This is a genomic window from Sphaerisporangium sp. B11E5, assembly GCF_039871875.1.
Lineage (GTDB): Bacteria > Actinomycetota > Actinomycetes > Streptosporangiales > Streptosporangiaceae > Sphaerisporangium.
The window spans coordinates 1-22,190 of the sequence record NZ_JBDPMD010000062.1 but is presented as its reverse complement, the minus strand read 5'-3'; the positions used below and the strand labels follow the sequence as shown (position 1 = coordinate 22,190).

The following is a 22,190-nucleotide window of genomic DNA, read 5'->3' as shown; positions in this document are numbered from 1 at the left end:
CTCCGGCCTGGCGAGACCCGCCAGCCCTGGTCGGCCCCATCGGTCGAGCGCGGAGCCCGCCGCGCCATCCCAGCAGGCCATTTTTTATATCCATACATATCGCGTTCGGTCCTGTATCACCCCGGCGATCGGTCAGGCATTCGCCGTTCACGCGCGTCGGCAGTCGAATAAATTCGGTGCGGGAAAATCGTTTACCCGAGGCGGGAGTGCGCATGGACGGTTCCCACGGCCGCGTCATGATGATCATCCTGGTCGCCACCGCGCTGTTCCTCGCCGGGCGGCGCTTCCAGCGCACGATGGACACCTGGGCGGGATGGGGCAAGGCGGTGAAGACGGCCGCCGACGCGGCCGGGAAGGTGCCGGGGGCGAAGTCGGCGGCGTGGGGGGCGTTCTGGCGCATGGTCGCGGTGGGGGCGATGACGCTGCTCTTCCTCGCGCTCGTCGCGAACACGATCCGGCACATGTAGCGTCTCATTATTCGATACAAAACTTCTCGATATATGGTCACCGGACTACGCTCGACCGTGTTGACCCCGAACGAGGAGGTTGAGATGTCCTCATCACGTGCCGTCTACACCCACGGGCACCACGCGTCGGTGCTGCGGTCGCACACCTGGCGGACGGCGGAGAACTCCGCGGCGTACCTGCTGCCACACCTGCGGCCGGGGATGTCGGTGCTGGACGTGGGGTGCGGGCCCGGGACGATCACGGCGGACCTGGCGCGGCTGGTGGCGCCGGGGCGCGTGGTGGCGGTGGACGCGGCCGAGGGGATCGTGGAACAGGCCCGGGAGCTGATGGCGTCCCAGGGGCTGGAGAACGTGGTCTGCGAGGTGGGGGACGTGTACGACCTCGGGTACGACGCGGGGTCGTTCGACGTGGTGCACGCGCACCAGGTGCTGCAGCACGTGGCCGATCCCGTCGGGGCGCTGGCGGCGATGCGGCGGGTGTGCCGGCCGGGAGGTCTCGTCGCCGCCCGGGACTCCGACTACGCCGCCTTCACCTTCCACCCCGAGGTTCCCGAGCTTGCCGAGTGGTCCGGCCTGTACCACCGGCTGGCCCGCGCCAACGGCGGGGAGCCGGACGCGGGCCGCCGCCTGCTGTCCTGGGCGCGGGAGGCCGGCTTCACCGAGGTCACCCCGTCGGCGTCCGCTTGGTGCTTCGCCACCCCCGAGGACCGCGCGTGGTGGAGCGAGGTCTGGGCGGAACGCGTCACCGCGTCCGCCATGGCCGACCAGACGCTCGCCTACGGCTTGGCCACCCGTGCCGGCCTGGAACGCCTCGCCTCCGGCTGGCGCGCCTGGGGCGCGGCCCCCGACGGCTGGTGCGCCGTGCTGCACGGCGAGATCCTCTGCCGCGTCTGACCGCTGAGCCGGCCGGCCACCGTATGACGGCGCCGGATTCGCCGCACACCGTCCCACCGCGTCGGCGCCGGATCAGTGGTCACACATGAGCGTGGAACGCACCGGACGTGCGGCGGAACGTACGGGGCCTGCGGCGGGTCACGCCTCCGAGGTGGCGGAACGCACCGGACATGCGGCGGTTACGCCTCCGGGGTGGCGGAACACCGGACATGCGGCGGAACACACCAGGCAGGCGGCGGGTCACGCCTCCGAGGTGGCGGAACGCACCGGACATGCGGCGGAACACACCAGGCAGGCGGCGGGTTACGCCTCCGGGGTGGTGGCGGCCAGTTGGCCGCAGGCGCCGTCGATCTCGCGGCCTCGGGTGTCGCGGACGGTCACCGGGACGCCGTGGGATTCGAGGCGGCGGACGAAGGTGCGTTCGTCCTCGGGGCGGGAGGCGGTCCACTTGGAGCCGGGGGTGGGGTTCAGGGGGATGAGGTTGACGTGGGCGAGCTTGCCCTTCAGGAGGCGGCCCAGCATGTCGGCGCGCCAGGACTGGTCGTTGATGTCCTTGATGAGGGCGTACTCGATGGAGACGCGGCGCTTGGTGCGGGCGGCGTAGGACCAGGCGGCGTCGAGGACCTCGTCGACCTTCCAGCGGGTGTTGACGGGGACCAGCGTGTCGCGCAGCTCGTCGTCGGGGGCGTGCAGGGAGACGGCCAGGGTCACCGGCAGGCCCTCATTGGAGAGCTTCTCGATGGCGGGGACCAGGCCGACGGTCGAGACGGTGACGCCGCGGGCGGAGATGCCGAGGCCCTCGGGGGCGGGGTCCACGATGCGGCGGACGGCGCCGATGACGGCCTTGTAGTTGGCCAGCGGCTCCCCCATGCCCATGAACACGATGTTGCCGACCCGGCCGGGACCGCCGGGCACCTCGCCGCGGGACAGGGCCCGGGCGCCGGCCACCACCTGCTCGACGATCTCGGCGGTGGACATGTTGCGGGTCAGCCCGGCCTGCCCGGTGGCGCAGAACGGGCAGTTCATGCCGCACCCGGCCTGCGACGACACACACATCGTCACCCGGTCGGGGTAGCGCATCAGCACCGACTCCACCAGCGCGCCGTCGAACAGCTTCCACAGCGTCTTGCGGGTCGTGCCGCCGTCGCAGGTGATCTCACGGACGGAGGTGAGCAGCGTGGGCAGCAGCCCCCCGGCCAGCCGCTCACGGGACGCGGCGGGCAGGTCGGTCATCGCGGCCGGGTCGTCGGTCAGCCGTTCGAAGTAGTGCCGGGAGAGCTGCTCGGCGCGGAACGGCTTCTCCCCGAGCTCGGCCACGGCCGCGCGCCGTTCGGCCATGGTGAGGTCGGCCAGGTGCCGGGACGGCTTGGCACGCCGGGGGGCGACGAACGTGAGCTCCGCAGACATGTCCTTCTCTTAACGGTTTGCCGGAAGCTGCATTGGACAGCCATTCCGTGTGATCTATTGCGATCAGCCATCGCTCGGCCGAACGGGGAAATGTCCACCGGAAAGGCGGATGAAGCCTTGGGCACCACCGATGTCATTCTCACCGACACCAGTCCGTACGGCAGCCGGGCGGTGACCGTGGAGACCGACGGGGTGTCGTCGGTAGCCTACCTGCGCGACGCCCATGGGGGGATCCACGGGGCGGTCTGGCTCGCCAACCACGGGAACGCTCCCGTCTCCTCCGCTCACCTCGACCCGGCCGCCCCCTGGCGGTCTCCCGTGATGCCCGCGGAGGGCACCCGGACACCGGGGGGCACCCCGCCGCCGGTCGCCGGGGAACTGGCCGTGTTGTGGTTCGAGGAGGGCGACGGCGCCGCCCTGTACCGCAACGGCGAGTTGCTGGCCGTGATTCCCGGCTGGGCCGACCTGGAGCGCGGCATGCCGGGCTACGCGCGCGACGCCGTCGGGGAGTCGCCGCTGGCCTGGTCGCTCGACGAGGCGCTCGAAGGGCTGGCGCCCCGCATCGCCAAGGCGCGGGCGTACTGGGAGTGGCGGGCGGGGGACGGGTCGTGGCCGTCGTTCCAGCAGTTCGTGATGAGCCACCTGGACGCCAGGGTGGGGCCCGCGGACCGGTACTGGGACCTCGGGAGCGCCCTCCCGACGGTCGGCGTCACCGAACGGCCGAGAGACGGCTACACGGTGGTGTCCACGGTGGGCATGAGCTGCCAGCGCATGCCCACGGTCGAGCAGTACATCGAACGCCCGGACGGTCTGGCCCGGATCGAGCTGGCCCTCGCGACCCGCGTCGAGGTGACCAAGGCCGCCCAGGTGCTGGTGTGGCTGGCCCGGTACCCCTGGCAGGCCGTCACCTGGCTCGGCCACGGCCACACGGCCCGGTGGTACGGCGACCCGGGGTCGTTCCCGCTCGGCCCGGACTACGACGGCGTGATCCTGCTGGACTCCATGCCAGGCTTACCGGACTTATCAGGATTCGCCTTCGGCGGTGACGAGGTCCGCTGGTTGTGGACGGTGCCCCTCACCCCGGCCGAGCTGCGGATCGCCACCGAGCAGGGGCACGACATGCTGAGCCTGGGCGGGCGAATCCCCTGACGGCTCAGGCGGGGACGAAGGCCGCGAGCATCAGCCAGACGGGGAACAGCGTGACGAGCAGCGAGTCGAGGCGGTCCATCATGCCGCCGTGGCCGGGGAGCAGGCTCCCCATGTCCTTGATGCCGAGGTCGCGCTTGATGACCGACTCGATGAGGTCGCCGAGGGTGGCGAACACGGCCACCACGGCACCCACCACGGCGCCCTGCCAGTACGCGCCGTCCAGCAGGAACCGCACCAGCAGAGCCCCGCAGATCACGCACGCCAGCACGGAACCGGCGAAGCCTTCCCACGTCTTCTTCGGGCTGATCGCCGACATGGGGTGCCTGCCGAACAGGATGCCCGCGAAGTAGCCGCCGATGTCGCTGCACACGGTGACCGCGACGAAGATGACCACGCGGTGCGCGCCGTCCTCCTCCATCAGCATCAGCGGCACGAACCCGGCGATCAGCGCCGGGTAGACCGACGTCAGCACGCTGGCCGTCGCGTCGCGGACGTAGCCCTCCTGGCCCTGGAACATACGCCACGTCAGCAGCACCAGCACGGTGAGCACGAAGGCCCCGAGCAGCCAGACCGGGCCGCCCCAGTAACCGCCGGCCTGCATGGCGACCAGCCCCGCCAGCACCGGCGCCACCGGGACCCTCATGTCCCGCGTGCCGAAGGCCCGGCTGAGCTCCACCACGCCGAGCCCCACGGCGGCCAGCACCACCGCCAGGAACGCCACCTTGACGGTGTAGAGAGACGTGATGACCAGCGCCCCCAGCACCACCCCCACCGCGATCGCGGCGGGGAGGTTACGCCCGGTACGGATGCCCTTGGGCCGCTCGCCGGAGCCGTCCCGCACCGGGTCCCGCTCCACGGGCGGCACCCGGTTCACGTCGGGACCGCTCACCGGCGGCACCCGGTTCGCATCAGGAGCGCTCACCGGCGGGACTCCGTTCGCATCGGGACCGCTCACCGGCGGGACCCCCTCCGCTTCGGGGCCGCTCACGGGCGGGAGCCCGTCCGCCGCGGGGCCTCCCACCGGCCCTGGGCCGCCCGCCGTACCATCCACTGTGATCCCAACTCTCCTACCGGCCCGGTCCCTCCATGCTCGCACCGCCGACCGGCGCGCACGTCACGGGCCCGGACGTGGCGAGGGCGCCTCCGCTTCGGCCGGTTACCGAAGCGGAGGCGCCCGAACCTGACTTCGACGCGCTCAGACTTCGAGCAGCTCGGATTCCTTGTGCTTCAGCAGCTCGTCGATCTTGGCGACGTGCTTCTGGGTGAGGTCGTCGAGCTCCTTCTCGGCGCGACGCACCTCGTCCTCGCCGGCCTCGCCGTCCTTGACCATCTTGTCCAAGGTCTCCTTGGCGTGGCGGCGGATGTTGCGCACCGAGACCTTGCTGCTCTCGGCCTTGTTCCGCGCGATCTTGATGTACTCCTTGCGGCGCTCCTCGGACAGCTCGGGGAACACCACGCGGATCACCGCGCCGTCGTTGCCGGGGTTCACGCCGAGGTCGCTGTCGCGGATCGCCCGCTCGATCGCCCCCATCGACCCCTTGTCGTACGGCTGGATGATCACCATGCGCGCCTCGGGGACATGGAACGACGCGAGCTGCTGCACCGGGGTGGGCGACCCGTAGTAGTCAACGGTGATCTTGTTGAACATCGAGGGGCTGACCCTGCCGGTGCGGATCGCCGCGAAGTCCTCCTTGGCGACCGCGACCGCTTTGTCCATCTTTTCCTCGGCTTCGAGGAGGGTTTCGTCGATCACAGCGGCTCCCTATTTCCCTGCCGGACTCACCAGCGTGCCGATCTTTTCACCGCGGACCGCCCGCAGAATGTTGCCTTCGCCCATCAGATCGAACACGACGATGGGCAGGCCGTTGTCCATGCACAGGCTGATCGCCGTGGAATCCATCACCCCGAGGCCCCGCCTGAGCACCTCGCTGTAGTCGAGCTGGTCGAACCGGACGGCGTCGGGGTTCTTGCGCGGATCGGAATCGTAGACCCCGTCCACCTGCGTGCCCTTGAGCAGCGCCTCCGCACCGATCTCCAGTGCGCGCTGCGCGGCGCAGGTGTCGGTGGAGAAGAACGGGGAGCCGAGACCGGCTCCGAAGATGACCACACGCCCCTTCTCCAGGTGGCGGATGGCGCGGCGGGGCAGGAACGGCTCGGCGACCTGCTGCATCGTGATGGCCGTCTGCACCCGGGTCTCCACGCCGCGCTTCTCCAGGAAGTCCTGCAGGGCGAGGCAGTTGATGACCGTGCCGAGCATGCCCATGTAGTCGGCGCGGGCGCGGTCCATGCCCCGCTCGCTCAGCGCGGCGCCGCGGAACATGTTGCCGCCGCCGACCACCACCGCGACCTGCACGCGTTCGCGCACGGCCTCGGCGATGGAGTCGGCGAGCTTGGCCACCACCACGGGATCGATGCCGAGGGGCTCGCCCCCGGCGAAGGCCTCACCGGACAGCTTCAGCATGACGCGCTTCCACCGCAGCGGCCAGTTGTACGACGAAGCCGCCGGCGTAGCGGGTGGTTGGTTCTCCTGCACGGCGGCGGCCTCCTCGATCTCGGTTTCGAAGCTGGTCAGATCGCTCTTGGGGATAAGCCTATGCCTGACCGACCTTGTAGCGGACGAAGGCCAGCACCTTCACGCCCGCCTCGGCGGCGTACTTGCCGACCGTCTTCTTGTTGTCCTTGACGAACGCCTGCTCAAGGAGGGTGAAGTCCTTGTACCAGCCGTTGATGCGGCCGTCGACGATCTTGGCGATCGCGGCCTCCGGCTTGCCCTCCTCGCGGGTCATCTGCTCGAAGACCGTGCGCTCCTTCTCGACCACGTCGGCCGGGACGGAGTTGGGGCTGAGGTAGCGGGGGGCCATGGCGGCGGCGTGCTGCGCGACGTTCTTGGCGACCTCGGCGTCCGGGCCGTCGAGCTGCACGAGGACACCCACGGCCGGAGGGAGCTGCGGGTCGGTCTTGTGCATGTACGACACGATGTAGCCGCCGTCGAGCACGGCGAAACGGCGGATCTCGATCTTCTCACCGAGGGCCGCGTTGGCCTCGTCCAGGTGCTCCTTGACGGTCTTGCCGTCCAGGTCGGACTCCAGCAGGGTCGGCACGTCGGACGGCCGGGAGGTGAGCACGTGCGCGACGACCTTGGCGGCCAGCTCCTGGAAGCGCTCGCCCTTGGCCACGAAGTCGGTCTCGCAGTTGAGCTCGAGCAGCGCGGCGAGCGAGTCGCCCTCGTGCTTGACGGCGATCAGGCCGTTGGACGCGGTGCGCGCCTCGCGCTTGCCGACGTCCTTGGCGCCCTTGACCCGCAGGATGTCGACGGCTTTGTCGATGTCGCCGCCGGCCTCCTCAAGGGCCTTCTTGCAGTCCATCATGCCGGCGGCGGTCAGCTCACGGAGCCGCTTGACGTCGGCCATGTTCACGGAAGCCATTGTGTTTCCTCGTCGAGTTCGTCGTGGATCGGGTGGACGTGCTCGGGGTCGAGCACGCCCACCCGTGAAGAGCCAGGCCCGCGGACCCGGTGTGGATCCGGGTCGCGGGACGAACGTCAGCTCTGCTGCGCGGTGCCCTCGCCGGCCTCGGCCTCGGGTGTCGCGGCGGTCTCCTCGGCGACGGGCTCGGCGGCGGGGGTCTCGGTGGCGGGCTCAGGAGCGGCCTCGGCGGCAGCCTCGGGAGCAGCCTCGGCGGCGGCCTCAGGAGCGGCCTCGGGGGCGGCGGCGTCCTCCTCGGAGCGGGCGAGGAGCTCGCGCTCCCACTCGGCCAGCGGCTCGGCCACCGGGCCGGCCGGCTTGTCGTCCCCGCCGCGGCTCGCGCCGGCGCGGGTCATCAGGCCGTCGGCCACCGCGTCCGCGATCACCCTGGTCAGGAGGCTGACGGCGCGGATGGCGTCGTCGTTGCCCGGGATGGGGTAGTCGACCTCGTCGGGGTCGCAGTTGGTGTCCAGGATCGCGACGACCGGGATGTTCAGCTTGCGCGCCTCACTGATCCCGATGTGCTCCTTCTTGGTGTCGACCACCCACACCGCGCTCGGCACACGGGCCATGTCCCGGATGCCGCCGAGGGTGCGCTCCAGCTTGTCCTTCTCGCGGCGGCGCATGAGGAGCTCCTTCTTGGTGAGCCCGGAGCCTGCCACGTTGTCGAAGTCGAGCTCCTCGAGCTCCTTGAGGCGCTGAAGCCGCTTGTGCACGGTGGAGAAGTTGGTGAGCATGCCGCCCAGCCAGCGCTGGTTGACGTACGGCATGCCGACCCGCGCGGCCTGCTCGGCGATGGCCTCCTGGGCCTGCTTCTTGGTGCCGATGAACAGGATCGTGCCGCCGTGGGCGACGGTCTCCTTGACGAAGTCGTAGGCGCGGTCGATGAACGACAGGGACTTCTGCAGGTCGATGATGTAGATGCCGTTGCGCTCGGTGAGAATGAAGCGCTTCATCTTCGGGTTCCAGCGACGGGTCTGGTGCCCGAAGTGCACACCGCTTTCCAGCATCTGCCGCATGGTGACGACGGGGGCCATGAGTTATGGTCCTCCTGGGTAGAGCGCCGGCCAAGGCGCGTGTCTCGGTTGTCTGCGAAGGCCTGCGGCCCCCGCCCTGACGCCCTTGAGCCGCCCCATCCAGACCGGCGGCCTGGACCGAGAGGACGGCCCGCATTGTGGGCGTGCGAAGTTGGCCCGTTCAAACGAGCCATCTGAAAGTGTACCCGTAACCCGGCCACCCACGGCCCGGTCCTCGACGCCCTACCCCTTGGCGGGCGGCCGGGGGTAGAGGTGGATGACCCCCTGGATCACCCGGGCGTCCGGCGGCGCCTCCTCCGGCCCGCGGGTGCGGGTCAGGTACGGCTCAAGGATCTCGGTCACCCGGCGCCCGATGTCCGCCAGCTCCTCGGCGTTCACTCGCAAGATCATCTGGCTGAGCGTCACCGCCTGCCGCCACTCCTTGGACTCGCGCGCACTGGAGTCCAGGTACCGGCGCACGTCCTCCGCCATGCCGTCGAGCACCACCTTGGCCAGCACGTTCTTGGCCTCGACCATCTCCGGCGTCTGCTCGTCCGGCTCCGGCACCGTGAACCCCCGATACGGCGCCCGCCACACCCGTTCCCGCCCGTCCCCCCGCGCGGGTGCGTCCTCGACGAACCCGTACTTGGCCAGCATGCGCAGGTGATAACTCCCCGCGCTGGGCGATATCCCCGCCACCGCGGCACACTCGGTGGCCGTCGCGGCCCCTTCGAGCTGAAGCCGCTTGAGTATGGCCAGCCGAGCCGGATGCGCCAACGCCCGCATGGCCCGCGGATCCTCGACCAGCTTGTTCCGCCAACTCATACACCGAACGCTACTGCGTCCCCCCACCCGCCACCTCCCGCCGGCCGCGCTCGCCGAGAACCCCCACCGCCTGCCATCCCTCCCACCCGATCAAGCCCGGATCCCCTCATATATAAAGGCTAGCTTTCACGATTATGAAGCACTACCTTCATAATCGTGATCGACGCCACCCCCCTCCGAAGGCAGCGCGACTACCGGCTGCTGTGGACCGCCCGTGCCGTGTCCGAGACCGGCAGCGAGGTATCGCGCCTCGCCGTGCCGCTGACCGCCGCCGTGCTGCTGGGCGCGGCGCCCGTGCAGATGGGGATGCTCACGGCGGCGGCCACCCTGCCGTACCTGCTCATCGGGCTGCCCGCCGGGGCGTGGGCCGACCGGCTGCGCCGGAAGCGGCCCGTCCTGGTGGGGTGCGAGCTGGTCGCGGCCCTGGCCATGCTGACGGTGCCGGCGGCCTGGCTTGCGGGGGTGCTGAGCGTGGCGTGGCTGATCACGGTCGCGTTCGTCGTGGGGACGTGCACGGTGGTGTTCCGCGCGGCCTGGTTCCCGCACCTGCCGAGCGTCGTCGCCGACCACCAGCGCACCGCCGCCATCGCGGGCTTCCAGAGCGTCTACTCGACGGCGAGCGTCCTCGGCCCCGGTCTCGCGGGCCTGCTCGTCCAGACGCTCACCGCTCCCTTCGCCCTCCTGGCGGACGCCGCGTCGTTCCTGCTGTCGGCCCTGTGCCTGCGCTCGCTGCGCTCCCCCGAGCCCGCCGGCCCCCCTCAAGACGCGGCCCGGCCCCGGGGCGGCCTGACGGCCGACATCAGGGACGGGTTGCGCATCGTGCTCACCCACCCGGTCCTGCGCACACTGATCACGGCCGGTGTACTGATCAACTTCGCGTCGGCCGCGCAGCTCGCGCTGTACGTCCTGTTCGCGGTGCAGGTGCTCGGCCTGCCCGCCGGGATCATCGGCCTGCTGACGGCGTCCTTCGGCGTGGGCGGCATCATCGGAGCGGCCGTCACGCCCCGGCTCACCGCCCGCTTCTCGGAGAACAGGACGCTGCTCGTCGCGGGCACCGTCCTGCCCGCCGAGATGCTGGTCCTCGCCGCCGCGCACGGTTCCCCCGCCGTGGTGGTCCCCCTCGTGACGGGCGGCTACCTGCTCAGCGGCCTGTCCGCGGTGATCTTCTCGGTCTGCTACGGCAGCATCCAGCTCCGCGAGTCCCCCCGTGACGCCGTCGGCCGCGTGAACTCCGTCCTCAGCGTCTCCACCATGGGCGTGATGACCCTCGGCGGCCTCGTCGGAGGCGTCCTCGGCGACCTCATCGGCCTGCGTCCCGCCCTGTGGACCTGCGCCGCCCTGGTCTGCCTGGCCCCTGTCCGCGTGTGGCTCTCCCCCCTCCGCCGCCTCACCACCGCGGCGGAGCAGCCCGGCAGGACCCCCTCGAACCGAAAGTGATGCGCCGTATTGTCGATAGCAGCTTTCAGTTATCGTCGATCCGTGAGTGATCGGGAAGAGGTCCGGCGGCGCATCATCGATGCCACGACCAAGCTGCTCAGGGACAAGGGCCGAGAAGGAGTGACGACGCGCACCGTCAGCGCGGCGGCCGGCGTGCAGGCCCCCACGCTCTACCGCCTGTTCACCGACATGAACGGCCTGCTCGATGCGGTCACGGCCGACGGGTTCGTGCGCTACCTCGCGCAGAAGCACAGCCAGGTGCTCTCCGAGGACCCCGTGGAGGACCTGCGCCGCGGCTGGGACACACACATCGGCTTCGGCCTGGAGAACCCGGCGCAGTACCTGCTCATGTACGGCCGGCCCACCCCCGGGTCCCGGAGCCCCGCCGTCGGGCAGTCGTTGGACCGGCTGCGCGTGCTGGTCGAGCGTATCGCCGTCGCGGGCCTGCTCTCCGTCGGCGTCGAGGCCGCCGTCGGCATGGTGCACGCGGCGGGCGTCGGCCTGACGCTGAACCTCATCGGGACGCCTCCCGAGGAACGCGATCCGGCCCTCCCCGGCCGCCTGCGCGAGGCCGTCATCGCGTCGATCACCGTCGCGGACCCGGGCAGCGCCCCGAGCGCGGCCCAGCGGGCCGTGGCGCTGAAAGCCGTACTCGGGGAGGTGGCGGACCTGTACAGCCCCGGCGAGCGGGCCCTCCTGAACGAGCTCCTCGACCGCGCCGCGAACCACACCCCCGCCCGCTGACCCGGCCGGGCGCCGGCGGACGGACGTCCCCGGACGTCCCTCTTCCGGCGCATACGGCGAATCAGAGCAGCTTGTCCTGGGTGAAGGGGACGTCCCGGAGGCGGCGGCCGATGGCGTGGTGGATCGCGTTGCCGATCGCCGCGGGCACACCCGTCCCTGGTGTCTCGCCGAAGCCGCGAGCGCGGAGCGCGGCGCTGTCCGGGTCCGGCCGGTCCACGAACAGGGCCTCCACCGACGGCGTGTCCGCGCAGACCGGGACCAGATAGGTGGACAGGTTCGGGTTGACGACCCGCGCCGTGTTCGGGTCCACCGTCGTGTGCTCCATCAGCGCGAAGCCGATGCCCCAGGTCACGCCGCCGATGACCTGACCGCGCGCGGTCCGGTGGTTGAGCACCCGTCCCGGGTCGTGCGCGGTCACGACCCGGGTCACGCGCAGCCTGCCCAGCCTGGGCTGGATCCGGACCTCCACGAACACCGCGCCGAACGAATGCCCGGGCGTGTTGGTCCCGCGTCCGAGGACCTCGACGGTGCGGCCGTGGCGCGCCATGACGTCGCGGTAGCTGTCCCCGCGTCCGCGGTCGCCGCGGGCGAACAGGCGGCCGGCCTCGGTCACGACGTCCTCGGCGGGCAGGCCGTGCAGCGGGGAGCGCGGGTCGGCCACGGCGAGCGCGATCACGGCGTCCCGCGCGCTCCGCGCCGCGTCGGACACCGGGCCGACCACGCTGGGCATCGTGGACGACCCCGCCGACACCGACGCGGGCGGGTACGTGGTGTCGCCGAGCAGCGTCGTGACGTGGTCCAGCGGCATGCCGAGCCCGTCCGCGGCGACCTGGGTGAGCACGGTGTAGGTGCCGGTGCCGATCTCCTGGGAGGCGACGCGCAGGGTGGCCCGCCCGTCCAGCCCGATGGTCAGGCCGGCCTCGGACTCGATCCAGGCGTAGGTGTGGGCCTCGGTGGCCATGCCCCAGCCGACGTACTCGTCGCCGTCCCTGGTCGTCCCCGGCCTGGGGTCGCGCCGGGACCAGCCGAACGCCTCGGCCGCGGCCCGGTAGCACTCCAGCAGGTGCTTGCCGGCGTAGGGCTCGCCGGTCCGCGGGTTGACCGCGTTGTGGTTGCGTACGCGCAGCTCCACCGGGTCGATGCCGAGCTCGTGACTCAGCTCGTCCATCGCGGTCTCCAGGCCGAAGTGCGCGGTCGTCTCCGGTGAGCGCATGTAGCTCGACGTCGGCAGGTCCAGCCGCACGCCCATCTGCCGCACGTGGACGTTCGGGCAGGCGTACAGGTGGAGCATGGAGTCGCTGCTGTTGTAGATGTTCTCGTCGATGCGGGTCACCTGCGCCGTCGAGGTGCCGGCGATCGCGGTCAGGACACCCCGCCGGGTGGCGCCGAGCCGGATGTGGTGGCGGTACTCGGCGCGGTGACCGTTGGAGCTGTACATCTGCGCGCGTGACAGCACCAGCTTCACCGGCCGGCCGGCGAGTCGCGCCGCCGCCGCGGTGAGCAGCGTGTGCGGGTAGGTGGGACCCTTGGCGCCGAAACCACCGCCCAGATAGGGCGAGATGACCCTGACCTGGTCCGGGCTCATGCGGAACGCGTCCGACACGGCTTTTCTGGTCAGGATCACCCCCTGTGTGCTCTCGTACAGGATCAGCGTGCCGCCGTCCCAGACGGCGGTGGTGGTGTGCGGCTCGATCGGGTTGTGGTGCTGCGCCGGGCTGCTGTAGGTCCGGTCGACGCGCACCTCGGCCTGTTCGAGCGCCGCGGCGGCGTCGCCGCGGACGGTCTCGTTGTGCCTGTTGCGGAAAGCGTCCGGCAGGAACGCCTCGTCGAACGCGTCCGCCAGCCGCGTGACAGGGGCCTCCGCCCGGTAGCGGACCTTCACCAGGTCGGCGGCCTCCTGCGCCTGCTCCAGGGTCTGGGCGAGGACGTAGGCCACCGGCTGCCCGTTGTGGTGCACCCGCGTGTCCTGCATGGGGATGTAGGGCCGGTTGTACGGGAACTGCGGCAGGGTCAGCTTCGGCATGTCGGCGTGGGTGTAGACCGCGACGACACCGGGACGCGCCAGCGCCGCCCTGGTGTCGATCTCCAGGACCTCACCGCGGGCGATCGTGCTCATCACCAGGAAACCGTGCAGCACGCCGGTCACCTGGTTGTCCGCGGCGTAACGGGCCGCGCCGGTGACCTTCGCCCGGCCGTCCACCCGCGCCACGCCGCGCCCCACCAGCCCGCTCATCGAAGCCCTCCCAGATCGCTGAGGATGCTCACCAGCGCTCGCTGGACGAGCTCGACCTTGAACCTGTTCCCCTCGCGCGGCTCGGCGTCCCGGACCAGGAGCCGGCCCGCCGCGGCGATCGCCTGCCCGGTCAGCGGCCGTCCCCGCAGCGCCGCCTCGACGCGGGTGTCCCGCCACGGACGGGTGCCCACGCCTCCGAACGCCAGCCGTACGTCCTGCACCATGCGCCCCTTGGTCCGCAGCGCGGCCGCCACCGACACCACCGCGAACTCGAACGTGGCCCGATCGCGCAGCTTCAGGTAACGCGACCGCCCGGCGAGGGGCGTGCGCGGCACGTCCACCCGGGTGATCAGCTCGCCCAGGCGCATCGCGGTCTCCTGTTCCGGCGTGGACCCGGGAAGGAGGTAGAAGTCGGCGATCGGCACGGCCCGTTCGCCGCCGGGGCCGAGCAGGCGCACGGTCGCGTCCAACGCGACCAGCGCCACCGCCAGGTCCGAGGGGTGCGTGGCGATGCAGTGGCCGCTGCCGCCGAGGATCGCGTGTCCCCGGTTGTGCCCGCTGATCGCCGGGCAACCGCTGCCAGGGACCCGCTTGTTGCACGGCGAGGCCGCGTCGCGGAAGTATCCGCACCTGGCGCGCTGCAACAGGTTCCCGCCGATCGAGGCCATGTTCCGTACCTGCGGGGACGCCGAGGCCAGCAGTGCCTCCGACAGGACCGGGAACTCCCGCCGCACGGCGGCGTGCTCGGCGACCTGGCGCATCCTGGCGGACCCTCCGACGCGCAGCCGCCTGGAGTCGACCGCCACATCGCCCATGCCGAGACGGTTGACGTCGACGAGGTGGTCGTGGGTCTCCGCGCCGTCCCGCATCAGGTTGAGCAGGTCGGTGCCGCCTGCCACGTACGTCGAGCCGGGGGTGCGTGTGGCGATCCGTACCGCCTCGGCCGGGTCGCCGGCGACCGTGTAACCGAAGGCCCTCACCGCCGCACCTCCTTCGCGGCGTCGGCGACCGCGGCGACGATGTTCTGGTACGCCGCGCAGCGGCACAGGTTCCCGCTCATCCACTCGCGGATCTCCGCCTGGGAACCCGTATGCCCCTCATCGATACAGGCCACGGCGGACATGATCTGGCCAGGCGTGCACGCCCCGCACTGGAACGCGTCGTGCCGGATGAACGCCTCCTGCACCGGGTGCAGTTCCCCACCCCGCGCCAGCCCCTCCACCGTGGTGACCTCGGCCCCCTGCCGCATCACCGCCAGCGTCAGGCACGACTTGACCCGCTCGCCGTCGACCAGCACCGTGCAGGCCCCGCACTCACCCCGGTCACAGCCCTTCTTGGTGCCGGTCAGGCCGAGCCGCTCCCGCAACGCGTCCAGCAACGTCACCCTCGGCTCCAGGACGACCTTGCGCGGTTGCCCGTTGACCGACAAGGCGACCTCCACGGAGGCCCCGGCGGCGACGGCGTACGCGGGCGCGGCCGCCGCCGGACCGGCCGCGGCGGCCGGGGCGGCGGAGACGAGGCCGACGGCGGTGCCCGTCCCCGCCGCGGTCGTCACCGCGATGGCCTTGAGCACCGTACGGCGAGTGTGCCTCCCGGGTAAGGGGTCGTGGTCCGCCGGCGCCTCCCGCAGGCGTCGACGCAGTTCGGCCATCTTCGTGCCCGTCTCCGGATCCGGGTCGTCGGTCAGGTCGAACGACGCGGACCTCTCGACCAGCGGCCGTAAGAACCGGTCGGCGCGGCGGCGCCCAGGATGCGTCAGATACTGCTGGTAGCCCTCCAGGTCCCCGATGACGAAGACGGCGCCCCACTCGTACTCGCCGCTGTGGTCACGGCCGACGGCGACGGATTCCACCGACGGAATGACCCGTCCCAGGTCGCGCAGGCTTTCCAGGGCCCTGGTCCGTTGTTCCGGTGGCACATCCGGTCTGAAGGTGAATCGGCTGCCGTGATAGATCATCGTCGTCCTTTCTCCGTACGGACCGGTCCCGGCGTGCGGCGAGGTCGAGCAGTTCACGGGCGGGCCTACGCCCTCAGGGAATTGCGCATGCCGGCACAGGCGGTGTGACCGGGCCACACACCAGGTTCCGGCGGCGACATAGCGGTGTAGGCACTGATAGCAGTATCTCGTTATCAACGCTTACACGTCAATAGATGCTAACGGCAATGTGTTAGCGCTGAAATCACCGGCGATGCCGAGCATGTCGCGGGACGAGACGTGGTCGCCCGCCGCCAGGCGCACATCGGCGCCGAGCACCAACTCCCCGAGCCCTGGCGGCGGGATCCGGCAGCCGTCGGAACAGCCGATACGGAGAACCGGACTCAGTTGCCCACGCCGAGATTCGACATGAACGCGGACGGGTACCGGTCGCCGCGCGCCGCGCCCGGTGGCACCGCCTTCTCGATCTCCGCGAGGTCGTCCGCGGTGAGGGTCAGCTCCACCGCGGGCAGCGCCTCGGCCAGCCGCTCGCGGGTGCGAGCGCCGACCAGCGGCACGATGTCCTCGCCCTGTGCGGCCACCCAGGCGATGGCGAGCTGGGCGACGGTGCACCCCTTCGCCTCGGCGACCCGGCGCAGAGCGTCCACGAGGGCGAGGTTGTGTTCCACGTTCCCGCCGGAGAACCGCGGGCTGAAGCGGCGGTTGTCGCCGGGGCCGGCGGTGTGGCCGGCGGTCCAGTGCCCGGAGATGAGGCCGCGGCTCAGGACGCCATAGGCGGTCAGGCCGATGCCGAGCTCCCGCAGCGTGGGCACGACGTCCGCCTCCACCGCCCGGGAGATCAACGAGTACTCGATCTGCAGGTCGGCGATCGGGTGCACGGCGTGCGCCCGGCGGATCGTCGCCGCATCCACCTCCGACAGGCCGATGTGCCGCACGTACCCGGCGTCGATCATGTCCTTGATCGCGCCCACCGTCTCCTCGATCGGTACCGCCGGGTCCAGCCGGGCAGGACGGTAGATGTCGATGTGGCCGGTGCCCAGCCGGGTCAGCGAGTACGCCAGGAAGTTCTTCACCGCCTCGGGACGGCAGTCCTGCCCGCCGAACTCGTGGCCAGGTCCCCGCACCATGCCGAACTTGACGCTCAGCTGGTAGCTGTCGCGATCCCGGCCGCGCAGCGCCTCGGCGAGCAGCAACTCGTTGTGGCCCATGGCGTAGAAGTCGCCGGTGTCGATCAGCGTGACGCCGCTGTCCAACGCGGCATGCACGGTGGCGATGCTCTCCGCGCGGTCGGCCACGCCGTAGGCGCCCGACATGCCCATCGCACCCAGGCCCAGCGCGGAAACCGCCGGCCCACTGCGGCCCAGAGTTCGTCTCTGCATCACGTTCTCCCTCGTCGTCGATGTCGTCCCCCATGACTCTCGGCCCGGCTCGGGACGCGCGGAAGTGGAGCGTTCATCGTGGGAGAGCCGCTCCCTGGCTCGGCTCGCCGGCCGCGCGGCAGTGGAGCGTTCATCGTGGGAGAGCCGCTCCCTGGCTCGGCTCGCCGGCCGCGCGGCAGGATGAAGCCATGCAACGTGCCGACCTCGCCGACTTCCTGCGCCACCGCCGCGAAGCGATCCGTCCGGCCGAGGTGGGCCTGGCCGACGGTCCTCGCCGCCGCACCGCCGGCCTGCGCCGGGAAGAGGTGGCGATGCTCGCCGGTATGTCGGTGGACTATGTCGTACGCCTCGAGCAGGGGCGCAGCAGTCAGCCCTCGACCCAGATGCTCGGCGCGCTGGCCCGGGCGCTGCGCCTGTCCGACGACGAGCGCGACCATCTGTTCCACCTGGCCGGCCACCGGCCCCCGCCCGCCGACGGGGTGGCCCGCCTGGCGCGCGCCGGCTTGGTGCGCATGCTCGACCTGCTCGGCGACACCCCGGCCCTGGTGCTGTCCGACCTCGGGGAGGTCCTCGCCCAGAACCGCGCGTCCCACTTGCTGACGGGCGACCACACCGGCTTCTCCGGCGACCGGCGTTACGTCGTGTACCGCTGGTTCACCGATCCCGCCACCCGCGCCGTCTGCCCTCCCGATGAGCAGGAGCATCAGGCCCGTCAGATCGTGGCCGACCTGCGTGCCACCGCCGGCCGCCGATCCGCCGACCCCGTGGTCGCCGGACTCGTCGATCGTCTGCAGGCCGCGAGCGCCGACTTCCGCCGGCTCTGGGCCGAGCACGAGGTGGCGGTCCGGCGCGCCGCCCGCAAGACCCTGCTGCACCCGCGGGTAGGCCGCCTGCTCCTGGACTGCGAGACCCTGGTCACTCCCGACCAGCGACAGCAGTTACTGGTACTCACCCCGGCCGACACCGAGACCCGCGAGCGACTGGACCTGCTGCGCGTCCTCGGCATCGAGGATTTCCCCATGAAAGCAACAGGCACCCCCGAACGCTGAAACCACCGATCAGCGGCACCAAATACCCGGCGCCCCGGCAGGCGAAGCAGCCGCCCTCACCCCACAAAATCGCTGAGTAACCAACTAGCAAGACCCGCGTCCACCGCAACCAACTCACGCCTCCACCAACCTCACACACCCCCGCCCCCCCGAACACACGCCCCAACCACCTCCCCGAACGCACGCCCCAGCCACTCCCAACACACCCCCCGGCCACCCCCCGAACACAGGACCCAACCACCTCCCCGAACGCACGCCTCAGCCACCTCCCCAACCCACGCCCCGACCACCTCCCGAACGGGCGGCCCAGCCACCTCTCGAATGGGCGCCACTTATCCACAGAACCTCTTTCGGTCGCCCCTGCCGGAGCCCTGTGCGCCACCCTGCACCACATGCCCCCGTACCCCTTGCCGTTCCCACGGCCCCGCCCACCGCTCAGCGCGATCTCACCGCTCCTACTCCCGCTGCTGCTCCTCGCTCTCGCCATGCCGGCCACACCACCCCCCCTTCCCCGCCCCCCCCCGCCCCCCACGCCACCCCCCCGCCCCCATCGAACCCGCAGCGCACACGCCCTCCCGAACGACGATCCCCTCTCGCGAGCGCTCCACAGGCGACCACCCCTGAACAGCACGCCGGAAACCGGCCGTGCCATCCAGAACAACGACCCCCCACCACAAGCCCTCCGACGACAATCACGCGTGGACGGGTCGCCGGACACCGGCCGTGCCACCCGAAACGACGACCCCCCAGCCCAGACCCTCGGATGGCGATCACCCCTGGACGGCTCGCCGGACGTCGGCCGCCCCTTCGCCCCACCGCCGTACCCGTGGCTGCGTGGCCACCGTGGCACGGACCTCGCCGCACGCCCCGGTCAGCCCGTCCACGCCGCCGGTCCCGGTGTGGTCCGGTACGCGGGGCGACTCGCCGATCGCGGAGTGGTCTCGATCGTCCACACCGGCGGCCTGCGCACCACCTACCTTCCGGTCCGGCCCACCGTGCGACATGGGCAGCGAGTGACTCCCGAAACGGTGATCGGAGTCGTCGAACCCCACCCGGCACACTGCCCGTTCACCTGCCTCCATTGGGGCTTGATCTCCCCGGACCGCTACCTGGATCCCCTTCTCCTCATCGCGCGAGGACGAGTACGCCTCCTCCCGCACTGGAACGCCCTCACCGGCCCCCTCGCGACGCCTCCTGGAGGCCCGTGACAGCTATCGGACAGGCCCCACGATCAAGCCCTTGACCTGCGGATTTCCAGGTACGGCGCACAGGTACGGCGATAGGCCGGAGAGGGCTGGCAGGAAGCGGTCACGCTCATGCAACTTGCTGACTCCGTTTCATCTGGTTCATGGGTGGCAGAAACCGCAGAGTTGGTTGTGCAAGAGCAAGCACACCCGAAAAGGTGAACAGAAATGATTCCTCTCGCGAACACCACGGCCGACCGCACCTTCGTCACCAAGGTCTCGACCGCTCTTATTACCGGCGCCATTTCCTTCGCCATCGCCCTCGGAATCTCCGCCGGCAGCGGCACCACCTGGGACACCCCCTCCCCCGTCGCCGGCACCACGTGGGACACCCCCTCCACCACCAAGATCCTCGCCGCCGACGACGACGGCACCACCTGGGACTCCGCCCCCGCCGACGACGACGGCACCACCTGGGACACTCCCCCGGCCTCCACCGACGGCACGACCTGGGACTCCGCCTCCGTCCTCGCCGCCGCCCCCGCCTCCACCAACGGCACCACCTGGGACTGATCCCCTGGACTCCCGATCTCCGACCTACCCACAACATCCCTCAGACCAGCGAGTCCACCTCTCGAACCAACCCTCCGCGCCAACCCCACGACCCGGCCGACCCGAACCGATCACCCGAACCCGCTGATCAGAAATCCACCAGCCCGGCCCGAAGAGCCCGGCGACCGAGATCGAACCCCCAGCACGACAGCACCACCGGCTGGAACCTCCAGGCGACGACCTGAGAGAGCCCCCAGGGGCACACCCCTCCCACCAGCCCGGCCGCGAAATCCTGACGTAAGTCCCATTCTCCGGCCGTCAGAAAACGCAACCTCCCAATCAATCAGCACCACAATTCGAAATACCTCCTTGCCTCCACCGCGACCGCATATAGGCAGCTTCCGAACGGCTCCACCTCCGTGCCCGGATGAGGACACAGAGCAATCGCCCCTTCTCCGCTCCGAACAGAGGAAAGCCCAGACAGCCCGCCTCCGCACCTGGTCCACCACCTGCGACTGCCACCCAATCCCCGATCCCCATCCCAAATCCTCCCCCAGACCGACCTCACCCCCTCCGGAACCGACCCTCGCTTCGACCCCTGCGCCGAAGCCAACCACAACGGCTACGGCCCCTACAGCCTCGACATCGACCCCGAGTACCACTGGTACCAGGACCGCGACAACGACGGCATCGACTGTGAACGCTGAACCCGACCTCCATGTGAGCACCGGTACGGGCCGTGTGAACCGTGGCGGGTAGCCGGGGCGGGTCAGGTCGTGGCCGGGGCAGGTCAGGTGCTTCGGCGTAGGCGCCAGCCGTTGTCGGTGCGTTCTACGTAGCCGGCGGCGGCCAGCGCGCCCAGGTGGCTGAGGGTGGTCATCAGGTCGACGCCTGCGGCGACGGCGATGGTGGCCGGGCCGGCGCCGGAGCGGGACGGGACGGCTTCCAGGACGCTTCGGGACTCGGCGTCCAGGCGGTCTCTCGGGAGGACGGGGGCGCGGGGCTCAGGACTCAGGTCGTCGCCTATGGCGGCCATCAACTCGATCACCTCGCGGGCCGTGGTGACGCAGACGGCTTCGGCGCGGCGGATGAGGCGGTGGCAGCCGACGGAGTTGTCGGAGGTGATGGGACCGGGGACGGCTGCCACGTGGCGGCTGAGCTTGACCGCGTGGCAGGCGGTGCTCAGGGCGCCGCTACGGAGGGCGGCCTCGACCACCACGGTGCCCCGGGTCAGGGCGGCGATCAGACGGTTGCGGACGAGGAATCTGAGCCGGGTCGGGCGCACGCCCGGCGGGCATTCGCTGACCAGGAGACCTCGTGCTCGCATGCCCTCGAACAGACCGTGATTCCCCGCCGGGTACGCGACGTCGGTGCCGCACGCCAGCACCGCGATCGTCTCCGCGACGCCCGCCAGGGCCCCGCGATGCGCCGCCGCGTCGATGCCGTAGGCCCCTCCGGAGACAATCGTCCAGCCGGCTTCGCTGAGCCCCGCCGCGAGTTCGGCCGCGACGTGCACACCGTAGGGAGTCGCGGCCCGCGAACCCACGATGGCGACGGATCGCAGGCAGGCGAAGCGCAGATCGGCGCTCCCATGGAGCCAGAGCCCGAGCGGTCGTTCGTAACCAAGGTCATCGAGCTGTGTCGGCCACTCGACGTCCCCAGGCACGACCAAGCGGGCACCGAGTTTCTCCCCCCGTTCCAGATCACCCTCGGCATCGACATAGGGCAGCCGCGCCCGCCAGGCAGCCAACCGCCGCTCGGGATCGACCGGTTTCCCCCGCATGGCCGCAAGCTCAGCAAGGAAACCCGGATCGAGTTCGCCCGTTCGCACCTGCGCGAGCGCCCCCTCGGCTCCAGATCCCGCGACCAAACGCCCCATGAGGGCATCGCCAGCGTCCACGATCCGCATCAACGCCACCCGCGCCAGCCTCACCGCGTCCCCTGTCCCCCCTGCCGACGTCTCGGCCGGAACCGCCGCTCCTGGAACCGCCACCACGGGAGTCTCAGCAGCGCAGCGTTCCTCCGCCAGGGTCTCCGCCGGCGAGGGCACCACTGACGGGGCATCTGCAGAGACTTGCCTTAAGTCGCAGGCTGAGCCCATCACGGGCGGGCCGCATGCGGACACAGGTGAGCCGAAGGCGGACGCAGGTGGACCGGACGCGGCCCCAGGTGGACCCGACGCAGACCCAGGTGGACCCGACGCGGACCCAGGTGATCCTGACGCGGGCACGGATGGACCCGAGGCAGACACAGGTGAACCGGACGCGGGCACAGGTGAGCCAGAGGCGGGCACAGCTGGGCCCGACGCGGACGCAGGTGATCCCGACGCGGGCACAGGTGAACCGGAGGCGGACGCAGGTGGATCGGACGCGGGCACAGGTGGATCGGACGCGGGCGAGGAGCAGTTCGGGGGTGACGTGGGCAGGTCGGGGGCGGGTGCAGGTGGGGGGAGGG

General features: G+C 70.9%; 20 protein-coding genes. 7 read left to right on the top strand and 13 right to left on the bottom strand.

The window, feature by feature from the left end; all coding sequences use genetic code 11:
- Positions 1-212: 212 nt before the first annotated feature.
- Complete coding sequence (locus tag ABGB17_RS34710; protein WP_347637820.1) at positions 213-467, top strand: hypothetical protein; 255 nt, start codon at positions 213-215, stop codon at positions 465-467.
- Positions 468-551: 84 nt separating this feature from the next.
- Positions 552-1,361 carry a methyltransferase domain-containing protein gene (locus ABGB17_RS34705; protein WP_347637818.1) on the top strand — a complete coding sequence of 270 codons (810 nt, stop codon included), beginning with the start codon at positions 552-554 and terminating at the stop codon, positions 1,359-1,361.
- Positions 1,362-1,664: 303 nt separating this feature from the next.
- On the opposite strand, the gene rlmN is transcribed toward ABGB17_RS34705, so the two are convergent.
- Positions 1,665-2,768, bottom strand: coding sequence for a 23S rRNA (adenine(2503)-C(2))-methyltransferase RlmN (rlmN, locus tag ABGB17_RS34700; protein WP_347637816.1), 1,104 nt, complete (start codon positions 2,766-2,768; stop codon positions 1,665-1,667).
- Positions 2,769-2,885: 117 nt separating this feature from the next.
- Here rlmN and ABGB17_RS34695 point away from each other — a divergent pair, with 117 nt between their 5' ends.
- A complete protein-coding gene (locus ABGB17_RS34695; RefSeq protein ID WP_347637814.1) occupies positions 2,886-3,917 on the top strand; it encodes a suppressor of fused domain protein in 1,032 nt (343 codons plus the stop codon).
- A gap of 4 nt (positions 3,918-3,921) precedes the next feature.
- Here the strand turns inward: ABGB17_RS34695 and ABGB17_RS34690 are convergent, their stop codons facing one another.
- From ABGB17_RS34690 to ABGB17_RS34665, 6 genes are all read right to left on the bottom strand, one after another.
- Positions 3,922-4,839, bottom strand: a complete 918-nt coding sequence (locus ABGB17_RS34690; RefSeq protein ID WP_347637812.1) for a phosphatidate cytidylyltransferase — start codon at positions 4,837-4,839, stop codon at positions 3,922-3,924.
- A 273-nt stretch (positions 4,840-5,112) separates the two neighbouring features.
- Positions 5,113-5,670 carry a ribosome recycling factor gene (gene frr / locus ABGB17_RS34685; RefSeq protein ID WP_347637810.1) on the bottom strand — a complete coding sequence of 186 codons (558 nt, stop codon included), beginning with the start codon at positions 5,668-5,670 and terminating at the stop codon, positions 5,113-5,115.
- Positions 5,671-5,679: 9 nt separating this feature from the next.
- On the bottom strand, positions 5,680-6,378 hold the full coding sequence (pyrH, locus tag ABGB17_RS34680; RefSeq protein WP_347637864.1) for a UMP kinase: 699 nt from the start codon (positions 6,376-6,378) through the stop codon (positions 5,680-5,682).
- A gap of 130 nt (positions 6,379-6,508) precedes the next feature.
- Positions 6,509-7,342 (bottom strand): translation elongation factor Ts, encoded by an 834-nt coding sequence (tsf, locus tag ABGB17_RS34675; RefSeq protein ID WP_347637808.1) that lies wholly within the window; start codon positions 7,340-7,342, stop codon positions 6,509-6,511.
- A gap of 116 nt (positions 7,343-7,458) precedes the next feature.
- Entirely contained in the window at positions 7,459-8,418 is a 960-nt protein-coding gene (gene rpsB / locus ABGB17_RS34670) for a 30S ribosomal protein S2 (protein ID WP_347637806.1), read from the bottom strand.
- Positions 8,419-8,640: 222 nt separating this feature from the next.
- Entirely contained in the window at positions 8,641-9,222 is a 582-nt protein-coding gene (locus ABGB17_RS34665) for a winged helix-turn-helix domain-containing protein (RefSeq protein WP_347637804.1), read from the bottom strand.
- A gap of 156 nt (positions 9,223-9,378) precedes the next feature.
- Here ABGB17_RS34665 and ABGB17_RS34660 point away from each other — a divergent pair, with 156 nt between their 5' ends.
- Complete coding sequence (locus ABGB17_RS34660; RefSeq protein ID WP_347637802.1) at positions 9,379-10,659, top strand: MFS transporter; 1,281 nt, start codon at positions 9,379-9,381, stop codon at positions 10,657-10,659.
- 42 nt (positions 10,660-10,701) lie between these two features.
- The gene (locus ABGB17_RS34655; RefSeq protein WP_347637800.1) at positions 10,702-11,403 is read left to right on the top strand and encodes a TetR/AcrR family transcriptional regulator; all 702 of its coding nucleotides are present in this window, start codon (positions 10,702-10,704) and stop codon (positions 11,401-11,403) included.
- Positions 11,404-11,464: 61 nt separating this feature from the next.
- On the opposite strand, the gene ABGB17_RS34650 is transcribed toward ABGB17_RS34655, so the two are convergent.
- From ABGB17_RS34650 to ABGB17_RS34635, 4 genes are all read right to left on the bottom strand, one after another.
- Entirely contained in the window at positions 11,465-13,636 is a 2,172-nt protein-coding gene (locus ABGB17_RS34650) for a xanthine dehydrogenase family protein molybdopterin-binding subunit (protein ID WP_347637798.1), read from the bottom strand.
- Positions 13,633-14,616: a xanthine dehydrogenase family protein subunit M gene (locus ABGB17_RS34645; protein ID WP_347637796.1), complete on the bottom strand. Its 984-nt coding sequence runs from the start codon at positions 14,614-14,616 to the stop codon at positions 13,633-13,635. Before ABGB17_RS34645 ends, ABGB17_RS34650 begins: the two co-directional genes overlap by 4 nt.
- On the bottom strand, positions 14,613-15,593 hold the full coding sequence (locus ABGB17_RS34640) for a 2Fe-2S iron-sulfur cluster-binding protein (protein ID WP_347637795.1): 981 nt from the start codon (positions 15,591-15,593) through the stop codon (positions 14,613-14,615). The genes ABGB17_RS34645 and ABGB17_RS34640 overlap by 4 nt, the downstream gene beginning before the upstream one ends.
- 362 nt (positions 15,594-15,955) lie before the next feature.
- Positions 15,956-16,951 (bottom strand): aldo/keto reductase, encoded by a 996-nt coding sequence (locus ABGB17_RS34635; RefSeq protein WP_347637794.1) that lies wholly within the window; start codon positions 16,949-16,951, stop codon positions 15,956-15,958.
- 188 nt (positions 16,952-17,139) lie between these two features.
- On the opposite strand from ABGB17_RS34635, the gene ABGB17_RS34630 reads away from it, so the two are divergent.
- Positions 17,140-18,000, top strand: coding sequence for a helix-turn-helix transcriptional regulator (locus ABGB17_RS34630; RefSeq protein WP_347637792.1), 861 nt, complete (start codon positions 17,140-17,142; stop codon positions 17,998-18,000).
- Between the two features lie 770 nt (positions 18,001-18,770).
- Here the strand turns inward: ABGB17_RS34630 and ABGB17_RS34625 are convergent.
- On the bottom strand, positions 18,771-18,953 hold the full coding sequence (locus ABGB17_RS34625) for a hypothetical protein (RefSeq protein WP_347637790.1): 183 nt from the start codon (positions 18,951-18,953) through the stop codon (positions 18,771-18,773).
- A gap of 459 nt (positions 18,954-19,412) precedes the next feature.
- On the opposite strand from ABGB17_RS34625, the gene ABGB17_RS34620 reads away from it, so the two are divergent.
- Entirely contained in the window at positions 19,413-19,757 is a 345-nt protein-coding gene (locus ABGB17_RS34620; protein WP_347637788.1) for a hypothetical protein, read from the top strand.
- A 769-nt stretch (positions 19,758-20,526) separates the two neighbouring features.
- On the opposite strand, the gene dprA is transcribed toward ABGB17_RS34620, so the two are convergent.
- Complete coding sequence (gene dprA, locus ABGB17_RS34615) at positions 20,527-21,519, bottom strand: DNA-processing protein DprA (RefSeq protein ID WP_347637786.1); 993 nt, start codon at positions 21,517-21,519, stop codon at positions 20,527-20,529.
- Positions 21,520-22,190 lie beyond the last annotated feature (671 nt).